The sequence below is a fragment of the Arthrobacter sp. TMN-50 genome (genome assembly GCF_054511125.1).
The window spans coordinates 438,312-455,517 of sequence record NZ_JBTNDG010000002.1 but is presented as its reverse complement, the minus strand read 5'-3'; the positions used below and the strand labels follow the sequence as shown (position 1 = coordinate 455,517).

Annotated in this window: 13 protein-coding genes, 2 tRNA genes and 1 pseudogene; 9 read left to right on the top strand and 7 right to left on the bottom strand. The window is 63.3% G+C overall.

Annotation, left to right across the window (positions count from 1 at the left end; translation table 11 throughout):
• Window positions 1–31: 31 nt before the first annotated feature.
• Entirely contained in the window at window positions 32–1,438 is a 1,407-nt protein-coding gene (locus ACX80A_RS06140; protein ID WP_459258785.1) for a phosphomannomutase/phosphoglucomutase, read from the top strand.
• A 92-nt stretch (window positions 1,439–1,530) separates the two neighbouring features.
• On the opposite strand, the gene ACX80A_RS06135 is transcribed toward ACX80A_RS06140, so the two are convergent.
• On the bottom strand, window positions 1,531–3,360 hold the full coding sequence (locus ACX80A_RS06135; protein WP_459258838.1) for a phosphoenolpyruvate carboxykinase (GTP): 1,830 nt from the start codon (window positions 3,358–3,360) through the stop codon (window positions 1,531–1,533).
• A gap of 388 nt (window positions 3,361–3,748) precedes the next feature.
• On the opposite strand from ACX80A_RS06135, the gene ACX80A_RS06130 reads away from it, so the two are divergent.
• Window positions 3,749–3,821, top strand: a tRNA-Arg gene (locus tag ACX80A_RS06130).
• Between the two features lie 102 nt (window positions 3,822–3,923).
• Window positions 3,924–5,339 (top strand): dihydrolipoyl dehydrogenase family protein, encoded by a 1,416-nt coding sequence (locus ACX80A_RS06125; RefSeq protein ID WP_459258784.1) that lies wholly within the window; start codon window positions 3,924–3,926, stop codon window positions 5,337–5,339.
• Here ACX80A_RS06125 and ACX80A_RS06120 read toward each other — a convergent pair.
• The 5 genes from ACX80A_RS06120 to upp form a co-directional block, all read right to left on the bottom strand.
• Window positions 5,336–5,860, bottom strand: a complete 525-nt coding sequence (locus tag ACX80A_RS06120) for a SixA phosphatase family protein (protein WP_459258783.1) — start codon at window positions 5,858–5,860, stop codon at window positions 5,336–5,338. The two genes, ACX80A_RS06125 and ACX80A_RS06120, sit on opposite strands and share 4 nt — an antisense overlap.
• 344 nt (window positions 5,861–6,204) lie before the next feature.
• Window positions 6,205–8,817 carry a LuxR C-terminal-related transcriptional regulator gene (locus tag ACX80A_RS06115; RefSeq protein WP_459258782.1) on the bottom strand — a complete coding sequence of 871 codons (2,613 nt, stop codon included), beginning with the start codon at window positions 8,815–8,817 and terminating at the stop codon, window positions 6,205–6,207.
• Window positions 8,814–11,258 (bottom strand): helix-turn-helix transcriptional regulator, encoded by a 2,445-nt coding sequence (locus ACX80A_RS06110; RefSeq protein ID WP_459258781.1) that lies wholly within the window; start codon window positions 11,256–11,258, stop codon window positions 8,814–8,816. Before ACX80A_RS06110 ends, ACX80A_RS06115 begins: the two co-directional genes overlap by 4 nt.
• Window positions 11,259–11,534: 276 nt before the next feature.
• Window positions 11,535–12,371, bottom strand: coding sequence for a winged helix-turn-helix domain-containing protein (locus ACX80A_RS06105; protein WP_459258780.1), 837 nt, complete (start codon window positions 12,369–12,371; stop codon window positions 11,535–11,537).
• Window positions 12,372–12,900: 529 nt separating this feature from the next.
• Window positions 12,901–13,536: a uracil phosphoribosyltransferase gene (upp, locus tag ACX80A_RS06100; protein WP_459258779.1), complete on the bottom strand. Its 636-nt coding sequence runs from the start codon at window positions 13,534–13,536 to the stop codon at window positions 12,901–12,903.
• A 23-nt stretch (window positions 13,537–13,559) separates the two neighbouring features.
• Here upp and tadA point away from each other — a divergent pair, with 23 nt between their 5' ends.
• The 3 genes from tadA to ACX80A_RS06085 all read left to right on the top strand — a co-directional run bounded on the left by tadA (window position 13,560) and on the right by ACX80A_RS06085 (window position 14,775).
• Complete coding sequence (tadA, locus tag ACX80A_RS06095; protein WP_459258778.1) at window positions 13,560–14,045, top strand: tRNA adenosine(34) deaminase TadA; 486 nt, start codon at window positions 13,560–13,562, stop codon at window positions 14,043–14,045.
• Window positions 14,046–14,161: 116 nt separating this feature from the next.
• On the top strand, window positions 14,162–14,647 hold the full coding sequence (locus tag ACX80A_RS06090) for a pyridoxamine 5'-phosphate oxidase family protein (RefSeq protein ID WP_459258777.1): 486 nt from the start codon (window positions 14,162–14,164) through the stop codon (window positions 14,645–14,647).
• 43 nt (window positions 14,648–14,690) lie between these two features.
• A tRNA-Ser gene (locus tag ACX80A_RS06085) sits at window positions 14,691–14,775 on the top strand.
• 78 nt (window positions 14,776–14,853) lie between these two features.
• On the opposite strand, the pseudogene ACX80A_RS06080 reads toward ACX80A_RS06085, so the two are convergent.
• Window positions 14,854–15,124: pseudogene (locus ACX80A_RS06080) on the bottom strand (DUF2256 domain-containing protein).
• A gap of 48 nt (window positions 15,125–15,172) precedes the next feature.
• On the opposite strand from ACX80A_RS06080, the gene rlmH reads away from it, so the two are divergent.
• The 3 genes from rlmH to ACX80A_RS06065 all read left to right on the top strand — a co-directional run bounded on the left by rlmH (window position 15,173) and on the right by ACX80A_RS06065 (window position 17,181).
• On the top strand, window positions 15,173–15,631 hold the full coding sequence (rlmH, locus tag ACX80A_RS06075) for a 23S rRNA (pseudouridine(1915)-N(3))-methyltransferase RlmH (RefSeq protein WP_459258776.1): 459 nt from the start codon (window positions 15,173–15,175) through the stop codon (window positions 15,629–15,631).
• Between the two features lie 108 nt (window positions 15,632–15,739).
• Window positions 15,740–16,354, top strand: a complete 615-nt coding sequence (locus ACX80A_RS06070; RefSeq protein ID WP_459258775.1) for a hypothetical protein — start codon at window positions 15,740–15,742, stop codon at window positions 16,352–16,354.
• 98 nt (window positions 16,355–16,452) lie between these two features.
• On the top strand, window positions 16,453–17,181 hold the full coding sequence (locus ACX80A_RS06065; protein WP_459258774.1) for a YcnI family copper-binding membrane protein: 729 nt from the start codon (window positions 16,453–16,455) through the stop codon (window positions 17,179–17,181).
• The last annotated feature ends 25 nt before the right edge of the window (window positions 17,182–17,206 follow it).

The following is a 17,206-nucleotide window of genomic DNA, read 5'->3' as shown; positions in this document are numbered from 1 at the left end:
CCTGACCGGGGGCAACGGCTAGACTCTCTCCGTGAGTAAATCCTTTGATCTTTCAGCGTCCTTCAAGGCCTACGACGTGCGCGGCATCGTGGGCGAAAGCATCACCGTGGAAATCGTCGAAGCGGTAGGCGCTGCCTTCGTCGACGTGATCGGCCTGTCGGGGACGACAGTTCTGGTGGGCGGCGACATGCGGCCATCCTCACCGGAATTCAGCAGCGCTTTCGCCCATGGCGCCACCCGCCGCGGGGCCGACGTCGTCCTCCTGGACCTCATCTCGACCGACGAGCTGTACTACGCCAGCGGCACCCTCGACGCTGCGGGGGTCACCTTTACCGCCAGCCACAATCCGGCCGAGTACAACGGAATGAAAATGTGCCGTCCCGGCGCTGTGCCTGTGTCATCGGAGACCGGGCTGGTGGAAATCCAGGCCCGTGCCGAGCAATACCTGAACGACGGATCCATTCCCGCGGCCGGCCACACCGGCACCATCGGGGTCCGCGACGTGCTCCGCGGCTACGCAGAGTATCTGCGCTCCCTGGTGGACCTGTCCGGATCGCGCCCGTTGAAGGTCGTTATTGATGCCGGCAACGGGATGGGTGGTCTCACCACTCCCGCGGTCCTGGGCGATTCGCTGCTGCCGAAGCTTCCCCTGGACATCATCGAGCTGTACTTCGAACTCGATGGGTCCTTCCCCAATCACCCAGCCAACCCGCTGGAGCCGGCGAACCTCAGGGACCTCCAGGCAGCCGTAGTCAGCAATCAGGCGGACATCGGGATTGCCTTCGACGGCGACGCCGACCGTTGCTTCGTGATTGATGAGCTCGGTAACCCCCTGTCGCCAAGCGCCGTCACCGGGATGGTCGCACGCCGGGAAATAGTGCGGGCGCAGGCCGCGGGGGAAAACGCACCAGTTATCATCCATAACCTCATCACGTCGCGGGCCGTGCCCGAATTGGTGGAACGGTTGGGGGCGCGTCCCGTCCGCACGCGGGTGGGGCACTCGTTCATCAAGGCGGTAATGGCCGAGGAAGGTGCCGTGTTTGGCGGCGAGCACTCAGCCCACTACTACTTCAAGGATTTTTGGAACGCTGACACCGGCATGTTGGCGGCCATGCACGTGCTCGCCGCGCTGGGCGAGCAGCCCGGGCCGCTGTCTGATCTGGGCCGTGACTACGAGCCGTACTTCTCGTCGGGTGAGATCAACTCTCGGCTGGACGATGTCCCGGCGGCTGTTGCCCGGGTCCGCGAGGAATTCGCCAACGACGGCGTCACTGTCGATGAACTCGACGGTCTCACCTTTACCGCTGATGACGGGTCGTGGTGGTTCAACCTCCGCGCGTCAAACACCGAGCCTTACCTGCGCCTGAATGCTGAGGCTGTTGATGCTCAGATTCTGGCCACCCTCACCGAAGAAGTCCTGGCCCAAGTCAGGCAGTAGTTCCTTCCCAATGATCGGGTGCGGTGGGTGGGACTGTCTGGACAGTCCCACCCACCGCTGGAAATCAGTGGGAAATCCGGAGCCAGGTCCGTTTAGACAGCGAACCGCTCCTTGAGCCCCCGCAGCTGATCCTCAAGCTCCGGCGGGAGGGACTCCCCGAACCGTGAGTACCACTCCTCGATGCCCTGCATCTCGGCCGCCCATTCCTCGGGATCGACCCGCACCGCTGCGTCCACCTCAGCGGGTGTCATGTCCAGCCCGGTCAGGTCAAGCGAGTCTCCGGTCGGCACGAAGCCGATTGGTGTCTCGACGGCCTCGGCAGTACCTTCCAGCCGTTCGATGACCCACTTCATGACCCGCGAATTCTCGCCGAAACCTGGCCAGGCGAAACCGCCGTCGGCGGTGCGCCGAAACCAGTTCACCAGGAAGATTTTCGGCAGGCGTTCCTGATCGGCCTTGCTGCTCAGGGTGATCCAGTGGCGGAGGTAATCACCGGCGTCGTACCCGATGAACGGAAGCATGGCCATCGGGTCACGACGCACCCGACCCACCTCGCCCGCGGCTGCTGCTGTCGTCTCGGAGGACAGGGTGGATCCCATGAAAATGCCGTTGGTCCAATCGCGGGACTGGGTGACCAGGGGAACGGTGGTCTTCCGCCGACCGCCAAAGAGGATGGCCGAGATTTCGACACCGTCGGGGTCGTTGAATTCATCGGCGAGCATGTCGATCTGGTCGATTGGCGTGCAGAAGCGCGCGTTCGGGTGGGCAGCAGTCTTGTCCGACGACGGCGTCCAGTCGTTCCCCTGCCAGTCGGTGAGGTGATCGGGCACTTCGGCGGTCATTCCTTCCCACCACACGCCGCCGTCGTCAGTCAACGCGACGTTGGTGAAGATGGAATTGCCCTTCGCGATGGCGCGCATCGCGTTGGGGTTGGTGAGCCAGCCCGTGCCCGGTGCGACGCCGAACAGTCCGGCTTCAGGGTTGATGGCACGTAGCTCCCCCTCGTCGCCGAAGCGCATCCAGGTGATGTCGTCGCCGAGCGTCTCGACCTTCCAGCCCTTGATGGTTGGATCCAGGAGCGCCAGGTTGGTCTTGCCGCAGGCAGACGGAAACGCCGCGGACACATAGTAGGTCTTGTTCTCGGGTGAGGTGAGCTTGAGGATGAGCATGTGCTCCGCGAGCCAGCCCTCGTCGCGTGCCATTACCGACGCAATCCGCAGGGCGTAGCACTTTTTACCCAGCAGGGCGTTGCCGCCGTATCCGGATCCGAACGACCAGATGGACCGCTCTTCGGGGAAGTGCACAATCCATTTCTCCGCGTTGCAGGGCCACGAAACGTCAGCTTCACCCTCGGCAAGTGGGGCGCCCAGGGAATGCAAGGCAGGCACGAACTCGGCGTTGAGCTCGGTCATCCGTGCCAGCACCTTGGTGCCAATGGTGGCCATGATGCGCATGGAGCTGACTACATACGCGCTGTCGGTGATCTCCACACCAAACTTGGGGTTGGCTGCATCCAGGTGACCCATCACGAAGGGGATCACGTACATGGTGCGCCCGCGCATCGCTCCGGTGAAGAGTCCCCGCAGCTTCTCCTTCATCAGGTCGGGGTCCATCCAATTGTTAGTGAACCCGGCGTCGCGCTCGTTGCGCGAGCAGATGAAGGTCTGTTCCTCCACGCGTGCCACGTCGGCTGGGTCGGAGAACGCCGCAAACGAATTGGGGAAGGTCTCGGGGTTGAGCCGCCGAAGTGTCCCCGCGTCGACCAGTTCGTCGGTCAGCGCCTTGTTTTCAGCCTCGGAGCCATCGACCCAATACACCCGGTCGGGCTGAACCATGTCGGCAACTTCCTGAACCCATGCCAGCAATCCTGCGTGGGTGGTTGGGGCCTCGGCCTGCGACCCGCCGAATCGCGCGCCCGGCATGCCGCTCAGATCGGTTGCGTCCAGGTTCTTGTCATCAACCAGTTGGCGTACAGGATCGCCCATAACATGTCCCTTCGTTGGGTGGGTGGTCTACCGATGCTATGGTCCTTGTCACTTAGTGCAGGAGACCACCATCTGGTCAGACGTGGGGTCTGTGACGGTATTTCCCTAGAATCCACGGTGCTGGGGTGCTGTCAATAGTCCACAATGTGATTAAGGTCACCTAGACCGGTCTAGTCACAGCTCGGCCGGGCCGCCGTCGGTTAATCGGGTCTCACCAGACCGAATTAGGCGTAAATCGGCAATAGCTGTAAAGTTATCCAAGGCCAATAGGAAGTCATGGCGTGTCCGAATGTTGGACCTGACAAGACTGATCACTGCGGCAAATGCGTGCGTAGCTCAATGGATAGAGCACCTGACTACGGATCAGGAGGTTGGGGGTTCGAGTCCCTTCGCGCGCACAGTAGAGATAAAAATATCCTCCGCCATCAGGTGGAGGATATTTTTTTGCCCCTCTGTCGGCCGAGGTTGCCCCTTTGCAGCAGCGGTGCAAAGCTCAAGGCATGAGCGACTTTGAGGATTTTGACGTAATTGTGATCGGCGCCGGGGCTGTCGGCGAAAATGTGGCGGATCGTGTGGTGCAGGCAGGGTTGTCGGCAGCCCTGATTGAAGCGGAATTAGTGGGTGGGGAGTGCTCGTACTGGGCCTGCATGCCGTCCAAGGCCCTACTCCGTCCGGGCGCTGCGCTGAAAGCAGCCACCACAGTTGCAGGGGCGCGGGAGGCTGTCACGGGTTCACTCGACGTCCAGCAGGTACTGGACCGCCGCAACCAATTCACCTCCAACTGGGATGACACCTCGCAGGCCGATTGGGTCAAGGGGAGCGGGATCACCCTCATCCGCAAAACGGCCCGGCTCACGGGTGAGCGTTTGGTGGAGGTGACGCACGACGACGGCGCGATCCCTCTCCGGGCGCGGGTTGCCGTTGTCCTGGCCACCGGTTCCGCCCCCACCGTCCCCCCCATCGACGGCCTGGCTGACGTCGACTTCTGGGGCACCCGGGAGGCGACCTCGGCGGCCCTGGTGCCGTCGTCGCTCGCTGTGCTGGGCGGCGGCGTAGCGGGCGCCGAACTGGCACAGGCCTTCGCCCGCCTGGGCGCAAAGGTGACGATCATCGCCCGGGGCGGCCTACTCTCCAACTACCCTGAACCCGCCAGAGAGCTGGTGCGGAAGGGCTTGGAGAACGACGGCGTCAACGTCATGACCAACACAGCCACCGAGTCAGTGCGGCAATCCGCCAATGGCACGGTAACGGTGTCCCTGGACGGTGGCGCCACCGTGACCGCGGAGAAACTCTTGGTCTCCACCGGGCGGCACCCTGCACTGGCTGACCTCGGTCTGGAAGAGTTGGACCTCGACCCGACGAAGCTGGTCACTGATCCGTCGGGCCGAGTACAGGGCACCCAGTGGTTGTATGCGGTCGGCGATGCGGCGGGGAAAGTCCTGCTGACCCATCAAGGGAAGTATGAGGCCCGAATCACCGGATCGGCGATCGCTGCACGTGCAGCCGGGACCCTCGGCGACACGGTTCAGGACTGGAGCAACTATGCTGCCACCGCCGACCAGTACGCGGTGCCCCAGGTGGTTTTCACTGATCCCGAGATTGCCATGGCCGGGAGGACCCTCCAGCAAGGCCAGGACGCTGGCCTCAACGTGAGCGAGACGTCCCTGGAGATTGCTGTGGGCGGATCGGCGCTGCATTCCGACGGCTACCAGGGGTGGGCGCAAATGGTCGTCGACGAGGACCGAAAGGTGCTGATTGGCATGACCTTCGCAGGCCCGGACGTCGCTGAGCTTCTGCATGCCGCAACAATCGCGATTGCGGGGGAAGTTCCCCTTGACAGGTTATGGCACGCGGTGCCCGCCTACCCAACGATCAGCGAGGTCTGGCTGCGGCTCCTCGAGAAGTACGGCCTTTAGGCCCGCCGCACCACGAAGTCGGTCATCACGGCGTCGCGACCGTCCAGTTCGGCCCAGCGCCGATCGTGCTGCAGGACTGACAGGCCCGACGTCGGGTAGTGGGTTGCCATGTCCATCACCGCACCCTCGTTGGACTCAACCGACGCCAGGCGCATCGCCACCTCCTGGATTCCCGGCAGATGGGTGATCACGAGAAGACTGGTGACCGTCTCTGGGACGTGGTTGATCAGCGACAGGATTGTAGTTGCGGAGGCCGAGTACAGCTGCTCCTCAAGTTTGGGGGTGGGAGCCTTATCCCCCAGTTCATGGCAGATCCAGGTGCAGGTCTGCCGGGTCCGCAGGGCCGAGGAGCAGAGAATGAGGTCTGGGACGGCGCCGTTCTCCACCATCCATTGACCAGGCAGAGGAGCGTCCCGGTGGCCGCGGGAACTCAGGGGACGCTCGAAATCCTCGACGTTGCGCGGCCAATCGGATTTGGCGTGACGCAGCAGCATGAGCCGTTTAAGGTGGTGGGATGCCATGGCCGAAGTCTATGGGGTTTTCGCGGCGGGACGCTTATGCTACCGGGAAACAGAAAGAGCGGTTTCCCGGCTCTCGCCCCGGGAAACCGCTCCGATCTGTGGGTCAGCGGTCGGTGTTCCGCTTCAGTCGATGCTGCCTCAGCACTGGCAGAGGCGGAGGCGGTGAGGTCGTTGGGGAGTCCCTCCGCCGCCTCCGGCTCAATGCTTCAGTGCTGGTGTCTGCACCGACCTGGGAATTTCTTCCCTGCGTTTAACTTATGCCGCGAACCCCCACATACCACTACGCAGGGACTACCTGACTTTCCGCGATAGGTACGTAGTTTCTACTCGTTCTGCAACCCGGACTACTTGGTTTGCTTCCGGATGTCCCTTCGTGAAGACAACCCCAGCTTTGTGAGGATGCTTTCGACGTGCCCATCCACGGTTCTGATCGATACCCCAAGTTCCTTGGCAACCTGTTTGGCGGTCTTCCCGGCCGCGAGGTCCGCGGCGATAGTCGCTTCGCGCGGGGTCAGGCGGGTGGCGTGCCGGAGGGCCGCCAGCTGTGGGTGAAGGCGTTGCAGTTCAGGATCAAGTTGTGCCAGCACCTTCGACGCGCTGCGGACTACTTGGCTGTTTGACCGCTGCGACTGAGTCAGCAACACCCCGAGGCACACGGGCACCAATAACTCCTGGCCGCGATCAAGACACAGCTCGGCGGCGGCAACCAGGTCGACGGGATTCCCTCCGGAGAGAGCGGACAGCACTGCATGCAGGCCCTGGGCGCGCGGGTCGGCGAGTCCTGCGGTGCGCAAGATAGCAGCGTCGATGGCGCCAGCCTCTCCGGCTTGCACCTTGAGCACGCTCAATTCGGCGCGAATCTGCGGATTCGCCGCCTCGTGCGTCTCTGGAGTCAGTTGGCGCGAGGACAACCCGTCCGGTTCACCCACCACAGCCATGTAGGCCGCGGCGAGCATCCGGCGTTCGGGCGGCCCCAGGTAAGTGAGCCGACGGTACTCCGCCACATAGTTTTTCAGACTTGGGTCGCCGATGAGCCAGGAGGTGTACGCAGCGAGCGCGGTGGCGAGCGGTCTGAACCGTTTGATGTCTCGCTCCCGAAGGACAACAATGGCTGTCCGGAAGTGGGCTAACGCACCTAACGGCCGACCGCGGCGCAACGCCTTGAGGCCCTCGATCAGCTCCCAGAAGCCGATGAACCGCTTGACCCAGGGCGCCCTGCCGTCGGTGACCCTGGCTTGCAGAGCCGTAAGGTCCTCCCAGAACCCACCTCCGGCCAGCAGGAACATTAACCGCACCAGGATATATCCACCGTGGTTCCGCAACGGCTCATGAGCCAGAACAAAATCAAGGGCCAGCTCCAATTCCCGGGCCGCAGCCGCGAGATCACCACGCCGGTACTGCAGTTCGCCGGCAACGAGATGCCAGGTCAACGCCTCTCTCGGATCATGCGGTACGCCAACCGTCTCGACGACTGGCAGTTCGGGGATGGTCCCGGCGGCAAGGTGTTGCAGGTCCCGACCAAGCCGCGTAATCAACGCGCTCTCGTAGGCGCTCCCACCAGGGTCAACTTCGACTCGACGTCGGACGGCATGAGTGAGCGCCGAGGCACCCATCCCGGTGGCGAGATTAATTTGAAACGTGAAGTGGACCACCGAGGTCATGATCTCCGGTTCCAGGTCACTGAGGACGAGGCGTCGGAGCCGGGGCAGCGCAAGGTCGGTTCGTCCGTCATAGAACTCGGCGCGAGCCCGCTGCAGTTCGGCGGCCGCCGCCAGACCCGGCTGGTCCGCTGTGATGTCGGACGGCAGTAAACGAAGCAGGGACTCGGCCGTGTCCGGCTGGTCGAGCCGGTTGGCTATAGTGGCGGCGTCGAGCACTTCGGTGTCATCGACTGCGACGCCCACAGACAGCTTCCACATCACCCGGTGAATAATGCCCGGCGCATTGGTGAGACCGGTGAGGTGTTCGCGGACGTTCTCCCACAGCCGACGCGATCGGAATGGTTCGACCCGTTGCCTGATGGCGGCCCCCAGAATGGGCGGGGTTGCGCGCAGCCAGACCTGTCCGGCGTCCTCCTTACGGGACAGAGCACCCTCCAGTAGGAGGGCGTTGACGGGATCCACGCCCCACAACTCCACCGCCACCTCGACGGGTATTTGGTGGGCCAGCGCAACGGTCAGAAGGACATCTTTCTCCTTCGGCCCATAGTCTGCAATCAGACTGAAGATCCGTTCGGCCACTTGTTCGGTCAGGCGTAGCTCGCGCGGCAGGATCCAGACGCCGTCGCGCAGTTGGATCAGATCCTCAAGGGCTCCGTCCCGCGACACCATTTCCAGCAGGACCGGGCTTCCGCCAATCACCTCGCACACCAGGGTGCTGGACAGTACGGGGAGAGTCCCGCCCAGGATGGATGAGAAGTATTCCCGGACCTCCGCGGCACCCAACTCCGGAATCAGGACCTCCCCGATGAAGCCGTCGGCCAGGAAGAGTTCCAGGTCAAGCGGCAACTGACTACGGGGACCGCAGCGGATCAATAACCCGATGGTGGGGGATTCTGCCAGGCGCGTCAGTACGGCGATGCTTGCCGTATCAAGATGCTCGGGGCCGCGCACCACCACCACGCAACTCTTTCCCGCGGTGAGTCGCTGGATGCGGTCGCGCACCGCGGCGAGGACCTCCATCTCCGAGTTGAAGTCAATATCAGGCGAGTCCTGGAGGAGCGGGGCTAGCGGGGCATAGGGTAGCCCCGAGAATGACTCGGTTCCCTGCACGCTGACTGTATAAAACGGGTCGGCCGATGCCAGAATGCGCGTGAGGAGGAAGTCTCCGCCGAAGACCGTTGACGTGGTGAGGAGTAGCCCTCCGGAACGTGACGTCACCAGTTCCCGTCCCGCGGCATGAAGCACTTCGTCGAGAACGCTCCGTGTGACATTGCCGGCGGGGGCTGAACTATTCATGCACCGCCCGATTCAACGGCGTCGTCGGGTGGCTGAAGCGCCCCCCGCAGCTCCTCGCGGGTTGAGACGCCCAGCTTCCGGTACGCGTTTTGCAGGTGGCGCTCGGCGGTCCGCGGCGAAATACCCAGCACGGCGGCGATCTCGGAATTCTTGCTACTGGACATCGCCAGGTCAACCACCTGGCGTTCCCGCCGGGTCAGCATCGCCGTCTCCCCGGGCGCGTCCGGGCGAACCTCGGATCCGGGCACGAGTTCCTGGGCGGCGCGCTGCACCTCCGGCAGCCTGATCCGCCCCGCCGTTCGTGATGCCAGGGTAGCCGCTACCGTCGACAGCCCGAGGTTTCCTTGCCTGGCGGCAGCCTGCGCTGCCCTGACGAGAGTAGTCGGCTCACCGGTCAACAGCCCGTCGGCAAGCAGGCCAAGCTGTCGGGCAAGCGGGCCGGTCGTCGACCTGGCGCACCGCTCGAGGCGCCTGAGGTCCAGCTCATTGAAGTCATCCCCCGAGCTGGGGTCCGTGGCGCCCTCGCCCTGCAGCAGCACCAAAGACCCGAGCGCGAACAGTTGCAAACCAGACAGGCCCGTAAGCCGCTTGTCACCCGCCAATTCCTTGAACTGGGCGACCATATGATCAACCGTGTCATGCACCGTGAACAGGTCGGCGCACCGCTCCAGAAACCATCCGAACATGTCCGCGGGGCTTGCCACGCTTTGCTCGCCGCCGACGACGCCGGCCCGTGGCTCCCGGGCGATTAGTCGCGGAAACAACAAAGTCGACTGCTCTCCGAACAGCAGGCGACCGGGTCGCCGCAGCACATTCTGCGTGAGGAGGTCGCTGAGCGCCCGCCACTCGCCGTTGAGGAACATGACCCGGTAATGGGCTGTCTCCCCGATTTCCCGTACGACGGCGGACCGCACGGTTCCGGCGACCAGCCCACATTCGATAGTCAGGAGTCGGGCGCGGGCCGAATCGCCACAAACCGCGTGGGCCTCCGCAGCGAGCATGGTGACCAGATACCGGGACTCCGAGCCCACCGGGAGGGGGATGGAGCGGTACAGCTGAAGCATTGCGCGGTAGTTTCCGGTCCGCCGGTGGGCCAGGAGTTGCCCCACCGCGTCCCCCGCCACGTCCTCCGGTGCCGCCTCTCGGGCAGCGAAGATCGACCACACTAGTCGGCTCAGTGCCGCTTCATCCGCGGTCGGCACAGTGGACGCGTCCGTCGTCTGAGCCTGTCCGGTCAGCGCACGCTGCCCCTCCCGGACCTGGCCCAGGAACCAGTGAGCCTCCGCCTGCATGCGAATCGATAGCCCGGTTCGCCGCTTCACGGCAGAAACCAGGTCAAGGGCAATACGCGGCGAGTAGGCGCGTATTGCGTCGTCGGCGGCGGCTAGCAGTGCCGTGTCGTTCACCTCGATGCCACGCTGCAACGCCCACACGATGTTGGCGCCGGGCGGCCGCACTCCGCGTTGCGACATCTCGGGTTCAACGATCGTCGTCCACACCTCACGGCTTCTAGCGTTACCTAGCGTTTGCCGCAGAATGTGCGCCAGACCCTTGCTGTGCAGCCAATAGGTGTTCCCCCCGTCGCGGGCTTCCACCATTCCCTCGCGCTGCAGGCGTTCGAGAGCCCGCATGTCGCAATGGCGTGCCAGCACATCGATGTGGACCGATCCAGCGGCGGCGAGCACCTCAAGTGCGGCCCTCTCATCGGCATTGAGTCTTGACTGCAGGACTGCAAGCCCGCTCCGGAGCGAACCGCTGGTGAAGGGCTCTGCGTAGTGGTCCGTAGTCCGCCAGACTCCGTCTATCTGGGCAATATTCCCGTTCTCCCGGGCATGTGCGGCGAGCATCGTCAAGATTCGCCCATTGCCTCGAGAGTGCGCATGCAGGGAGTTGGCAACCGAGGTGGAAACCTTCCCGTCAAGGAACCGTTCGATGACGGCCCTGCCCTCGTCGACCGTCAACGCGGTGAGGGTAAGTGGTTCCATAGCCCGGCTATTGACTGCAGCCCTAATCTCGGGGCTGTCCTCAACCCGGTTGCAAGACACCAACAACGTGACCGAAGGTATGTCCAGCACCATGGCGCACAGTGCCCTGCTCTGCGGATCCAGGAAATCGAAGTTGTCGATCAGGAGGATTACCGGCCGGTCGGTGCTGAGCTCGCGAAGCCGGGCGGATAACCGGGCTAGGACCACCGCTGGGTGGGGAATGGCACCGCTGCCAACACTGACGAGATCGCCCAGAGCCAGGTACGCTGATTCACTGCCTCGGGGAGTTCCTCGGAGACGGACTATGTTCCGGTCGGCTTCGAGCGCCAGCGCTGCCAACCTGAGTGTTTCAGTCTTTCCGGAACCGAACTGGCCCTCGACCGCCACCGACACCCCATGCCTGAGCAGCTTTTCCTGTTGTTTCACCAACTGGCTGCGGGTCTTGTCCCCAGTCATACCTATCCCCAATGTGGCGCGTGCTCGAATGGGAATTTGGCAACTACCACCGCCTCGTTACACACCAACCCCAGCACCCGCCAGGGCGCAGGGAATCGTGAAATCTTCCGCTTCTGCAGCCACTGGTCATCCGGCTCATCTCATCCGAGGGAAGGCTGACTCCCAACAACCATCCCGATGATGAGATTGCCACAGGTTAGCACCTGTTTGCGGCGATGGGAACCCTGCGCACCACCCCAGGCACCCTACCCGCCGATTCGGGCGGGTCGAGGCCCATCAGATGGAGTATTCGGGGGCCGCCCAAACAATCACTTCGGGGTGCTCATAGAACCGGTAGCCCTGTCCTCTGACCGTCCTGACCGTGTTCGCCAGCCGACCGAGCTTCGAGCGCAGCCGACGAATGTGGACGTCGATGGTGCGTTCGTTGGGCACCTCTTCGGCGTTACGCCACAGTCCACTAAGAAGTTCCTCCCGACCTACTGTGCGGGTCCCATTTTCGACCAGGTAGTTCAGCAGTTCAAACTCTTTAAAGGTGAGGTTCAGGGTGTCGCCGTCAAGATGAACTTCCCGCCGGGAAAGGTCAATCAGCACGCCGGTAGAGCGCGGTGCGGCGGGCAATGTTGGCGTGAGAGCACGGCGGGTGACTGTCGGATCGCCGAGGGCCCGACGGACGACGTCGATATCGCTGCCCGCGGCGTCGGCCGGAGCCAACGCAACAGCCGCGTGACTCTGGGCCTGCGGCACGAGTGACCGAACATGGGCCCGGACATCCTGCGCCAATTTGGTCAGTGTTGTTCCGCTACTCGCTGCGGTCTCCTCATCCAGTGCAACGTAGAGCACAAATCCCCGCGCGGTGGTGTCCCCGGAGACTGGCTGGGGTCCCGGGACGCCGTTCGGTGTGACTACGGGGGTGGGCGCTGTGTCGGGCTGGCCGGGTTCCGCACCGCCGGGCACTGCCTGGAGCGGTCGGTACCGAGACGGCGACTGGTCCTGAGCCGGGACTTCGCCATAGGGGACGAAGGATGGGCTCGGCTGGTGGGACCGGCCCTGGAAATTAGCGCGGGCTTGCGCGCTGCGAAGGGAAATGTGGACGTATCCAGATGCTACTGACATGTATGGCTTGCCTCTACGTGGATGGCCGTCATCACGGCACGAATGCGGGGGTATGCCCGGTCGGGATGGCTTCATGGAGCCCGCCGTTGGGCTAAAAGGGGCGTACGGGTCTGGGTATGCCGTTACGCATGCATTCGACACCAGTGCGTTCCACGTACAGGTTGCGTGCCTGCTGCGGAAGTTGCGACTGGAGATGCCGACGAGTGGGTAAACACATTACAAATTATTGCACGTCACATTCCTTTACGCACAAGTAACAATGCTGCGCGAGGTGGCATGAGGGTTGAATCGACACTGGACAGATCGTTCCCGGAGGTCGCTAAGCAGGCTTTGGATACGTCGCTTTATCTATCGAGAGCGCGCTCTAGTCATCATTCGTCCAGCGATAGCCCGCAGATCGAGTACCAGCCGCCACGAACCTCGGTCCGGTGAGGAATCTAGACATCGGTGGGCGGAATACCCCTCACCCAAGCCGAGGTTGACCCCCGCAGTCCGGGTTGCTCACCGGAAGGGGCCAGGGCCGGGGTGACTAGCCGACGACGCCGTACAGGCGGTCGCCAGCGTCGCCGAGGCCGGGCACGATGTAGGCGTTTTCGTTCAGTTTCTCGTCGATAGACGCGAGCACGATGGTCACGTTGGCGTCGTCCAGCTCGGCCTGCAGTGCTGCGAGACCCTCGGGGGCGGCCAGGAGGCAGATGCAGGTAACGTCGGCGGCGCCGCGTTTGAACAGGAACTTGATGGCCTCGCGTAGGGTGCCACCGGTTGCCAGCATCGGATCGAGGACGAAGATCTGACGGCCGGTCAGATCATCGGGGAGCCGCTCCGCATAGGTGATGGCCTCAAGGGTTTCCTCGTTGCGAGCCATTCCCAGGAAGCCCACCTCGGCTGTGGGGACCAACCGGGTCATACCCTCGAGCATGCCCAGGCCTGCCCGAAGGATTGGGACCACGAGCGGGGTGGGCTTAACGAGTCCGGTCCCAATCGTGGTGGTGACCGGCGTCTCGATCTCGACGGGCTCCACCCGGACATTGCGGGTCGCCTCGTAGGCAAGCAGCGTCACTAGTTCTTCGGTCAGCTGCCGGAACACCGGCGATGCCGTGTTCTTATCCCGTAGGACGGTGAGTTTGTGGGCCACAAGGGGATGATCTACAACCAGTACGCGCATAGCTCAAAAGTATCATTGGGAACATGCCGCTGAACCCCCCGCCCACCAACCCGCTCCATTCCCAGTGGATGGCCTTGGCACTGGATGCCGCCCGCCAAACGCTGGCGACCGCGGATGTGCCGATCGGCGCCGTCGTCATTGGTCCGACGGGCGAGATTCTGGGGACCGGATGGAACGAGCGGGAAGCAACGGGCGATCCGACCGCCCACGCGGAGGTGCTGGCCCTCCGGCGGGCCGCCGCGGCGGTCGGCAGCTGGAGGCTGGAGGACTGCACCCTTGTCGTCACGCTTGAGCCGTGCGCCATGTGCGCGGGGGCGTCAGTGCTCGCCCGCATTCCTCTCGTCGTGTTCGGTGCCTGGGATGCCAAGGCGGGCGCCGCCGGGTCGGTCTTTGACATCCTGCGGGAACGGCGGCTCAATCATTGGACCGAAGTCATTCCTGGAGTACGGGAGGACGAATGCGCCGAGTTGCTGAAGATCTTTTTCAGTACCCGGCGCAATGAAGGGTGACTCCGTGGGGCCGGGCCAGCGGAGTTTCGCTAGGCGCTGAGACGGTATCGCACACACCAAGTAGTGCGTAGGCTGACTAAATCCGGTAGAGCCGCATAGTGTTAAGGAGTAGTTTGATGAACTCGCAGCAGGACGGCATGAAAGAACTGAATAAGGTGTTGAAGGACGCTGACATCGCGATCCTCACCACGACCAACGGGGAGGGCCAGCTGGTCAGCCGCCCGTTGGCGGTGCAGAAGGCCGAGTTCGACGGCGATCTATGGTTCTTCACCGATGACCCCTCACCCAAGGCCGACGAGATCCGCGCTAACTCTCAGGTGAACGTGTCGATCCGCAGCGGCAAGGGTTACGTCTCGATCGCTGGCACCGCGTCCCTCACCAAGGACCCGGCCAAGATCAATGAACTGTGGAGTGCCTCGGTGGAGCCGTGGTTCGAGAATGGTAAGGAGGATCCGTCGGTCGCATTGATTAGGGTCGACGCTGACACTGCCGAGTACTGGACGCTCGACTCCCCGAAGATCATCTCGGCCTTCAAGATCGCCAAGGGCCTGATGACCGGCGAGCGCGCCGATCCAGGCAAGAACGACGTCGTCGATCTCTAACGTTTTGGGGCTTGGGCCCGCCAGCCGGTAAAGTAATCGCGTTGGTGACGTGTCCGAGCGGCCGAAGGTGCAACACTCGAAATGTTGTTTGGTGAAAGCCAACGTGGGTTCAAATCCCACCGTCACCGCGTGATGGCAAGACCCCTGCATCCCTGATAGACATAGGGAAGTGGGGGTTTTGTTTTGTCTCCCTAAACCGATGCCGCCTACCGCGCTTTCCGGATGCGGAAGGGCCCCTTGGCGGTGGAAGGATCAACAACTGAACCGCCCTGGATGATCTCGACCTGACCGGAACCAACCAGCCTCCGGGCTGCCCGCCGCGCGGGCTCCTCGAGACGATCACAGTCGCCCCGCCGAGCAGTAGCGCACCTCATCCCAATTCCCTGCCCATTTGGCACGCCATTCCATCCGTCTCCCACAGGACGCGCAGGTCTTTTCGGCGGGTGTTCGCACTACTCCGCGCTGTCGGTGGGCCATAGTTTCATTCTCCACGAGGCGCAGGCGCACCCTTGTAGTCTTGCCCATGTGGCATTGAGGATACTGGCAGTCGGCAAGAAGCATGAAGCGTGGGTCAGCGACGGCATCGCGCGCTATGAGAAGCGGCTCAAAAAGCCCTTCGACTTGACCTGGCAGCTCATTCCCCATTCAGCGAGGGAGAACGACGCCGCCCGCCGGGAAGAATCTGAGCGGTTGCTGGCGAAGCTCACTGCCAGCGACTTCGTAATCCTCCTTGACGAACGCGGCAAAGCCCTGGACTCCCCTGGCCTGGCCCAAACCCTTCAGCGACCCATCGACGGCGCATGCACGGTGATCCTGATCATCGGCGGCGCTTACGGCGTGGACCCGTCTGTCCACGCCCGCGCCAATCTGGTCTGGTCACTATCGCCCCTCGTTTTTCCTCATCAACTGGTCCGGTTGATTCTCGCCGAACAGCTTTACCGCGCGCAGGAGATCGCGTCGGGGCGCCCCTACCACCACGAGTAACCTTTCCCACCAAGCCGACCACCCCACCACGTCGAATACCCTTAGGTAGGGCGGGTAGCCCTTTGTCCGCAGTATGAGCGCGGCCAACCACATGATGCAGGGAGGACGATGAGCGGCGCACCGGAACCATTTCGCTTGGTCCGGTCCTCTTCGACGTCAGCGGTTGTCCTCGCCCTTGCTGCCGGGGCGCACGTTATTGGCGGGGGAAACCTCCCAGCCCCGTTGATCGTTGCCGCGCTGGGGTCGGCAACGCTCTTGGCGGTCACTGTGATTGCAAAAAAAGCATTATCGCTTCCCGCCCTCCTACTTCTCCTGGGCTTGGGGCAGCTGCTACTGCACCACGCCTTAAGGCTCACGACGACAGCGACGGCGTGCACCGCCGCTCCGGCCCGTCACCACGCCGTGCAGGCGGTTTCCTGCCCGTCAAGCAGCTTTCAGGGTCACGCCGAGACCGCCCACACCGATGTGAGGATGCTAGCGCTCCACGCGGCGGCCGTCGTCGTTACGGGGTTCATGCTCCAACGGGGCGAATCCGCCCTCCGGCGCGCCGCGGGTTGGCTCGTTCCACTGCTGCGCCTGCCCCACCCCCTCGCCCTCGTCCCAGCCCCACGAATTCCCGCCTTCCCCTCGGTGCCGGTGCTTCGCACTGTTCGCGCCCTACGGGACATTCCTCCCCTGCGTGGGCCACCACTGGCATCAATCCCCGTCTTCTCCCCCGCCTGACAGACGCAGGCTTTGGGGGCTGATCTACCATCCCCTCAACCCATTTTTTGCTGTCCTGAGCTCCGCGCGCCCGGACAGTATCCTGAAAGGCATACCTCATGAAAGCTTCAGCACGCAGAACCGTCACCACCTCAGCACTCGCCGTCACCACCGCTGGGCTGATGGCCCTCGGGCTCGGGACCGCATCGGCCCACGTGAACGTGAGCCCAACCAGTACCACCGCTGGCGGTTACACCCAGCTCAACTTCGCAGTACCCAGCGAATCCGACACAGCGCTGACCGAAAAAATCGAAATTCAGCTGCCCACAGACACTCCCTTCACCTCCGTCCGGGCGAAGCCGGTAGAAGGGTGGACTGCCGAGGTAGTCCGCGGGGAGCTTCCCGAACCGGTCGAGATTGACGGCGCCACTCTCACCGAGGGTGTGCTGTCAGTGACCTGGACTGCTGACAGTGAAACGGCCGGACTATCGGCCGACGAATACCAGGTCTTTTCCCTGTCAGTCGGCCGGCTTCCGGAAGCCGGAACCACAGTAACCCTGCCCGCCATCCAGACTTACACAGATGGCAGCGTGTCCAGCTGGGATGAGATAGCCGAGGAAGGCGCCGACGAACCCGAAAGCCCTGCGCCATCCTTCGTCACCACCGCCGAGACCGAGGAAGGCGGACATGGCCCCGAAGCAGCCCCCGACGCCGCGGCCGATGCAGAGCAGGCCTCCTCAACCGAATCCACGGCGACCCAGCCGGTGGTCTGGGTAGCGCTTGCCGCCGGCCTGCTCGGTCTGGTAGCGGGTGCACTCGCCCTGATCCGGACCCGCAACACCAAATAGCAGCAGCGGGTAAGAGTCTGTAACG

Excerpts from the sequence above, each read along its gene's own strand:
- ACX80A_RS06125 (WP_459258784.1), top strand. The coding sequence starts at position 3,924 with ATGAGCGACTTTGAGGATTTTGACGTAATTGTGATCGGCGCCGGGGCT.
- ACX80A_RS06120 (WP_459258783.1), bottom strand. The coding sequence starts at position 5,860 with ATGGCATCCCACCACCTTAAACGGCTCATGCTGCTGCGTCACGCCAAA.
- ACX80A_RS06070 (WP_459258775.1), top strand. The coding sequence starts at position 15,740 with ATGAGCGGCGCACCGGAACCATTTCGCTTGGTCCGGTCCTCTTCGACG.
- tadA (WP_459258778.1), top strand. The coding sequence starts at position 13,560 with ATGCCGCTGAACCCCCCGCCCACCAACCCGCTCCATTCCCAGTGGATG.
- ACX80A_RS06135 (WP_459258838.1), bottom strand. The coding sequence starts at position 3,360 with ATGCCGGGCGCGCGATTCGGCGGGTCGCAGGCCGAGGCCCCAACCACC.
- ACX80A_RS06065 (WP_459258774.1), top strand. The coding sequence starts at position 16,453 with ATGAAAGCTTCAGCACGCAGAACCGTCACCACCTCAGCACTCGCCGTC.
- ACX80A_RS06110 (WP_459258781.1), bottom strand. The coding sequence starts at position 11,258 with ATGACTGGGGACAAGACCCGCAGCCAGTTGGTGAAACAACAGGAAAAG.
- ACX80A_RS06105 (WP_459258780.1), bottom strand. The coding sequence starts at position 12,371 with ATGTCAGTAGCATCTGGATACGTCCACATTTCCCTTCGCAGCGCGCAA.
- upp (WP_459258779.1), bottom strand. The coding sequence starts at position 13,536 with ATGCGCGTACTGGTTGTAGATCATCCCCTTGTGGCCCACAAACTCACC.
- ACX80A_RS06115 (WP_459258782.1), bottom strand. The coding sequence starts at position 8,817 with ATGAATAGTTCAGCCCCCGCCGGCAATGTCACACGGAGCGTTCTCGAC.
- ACX80A_RS06090 (WP_459258777.1), top strand. The coding sequence starts at position 14,162 with ATGAACTCGCAGCAGGACGGCATGAAAGAACTGAATAAGGTGTTGAAG.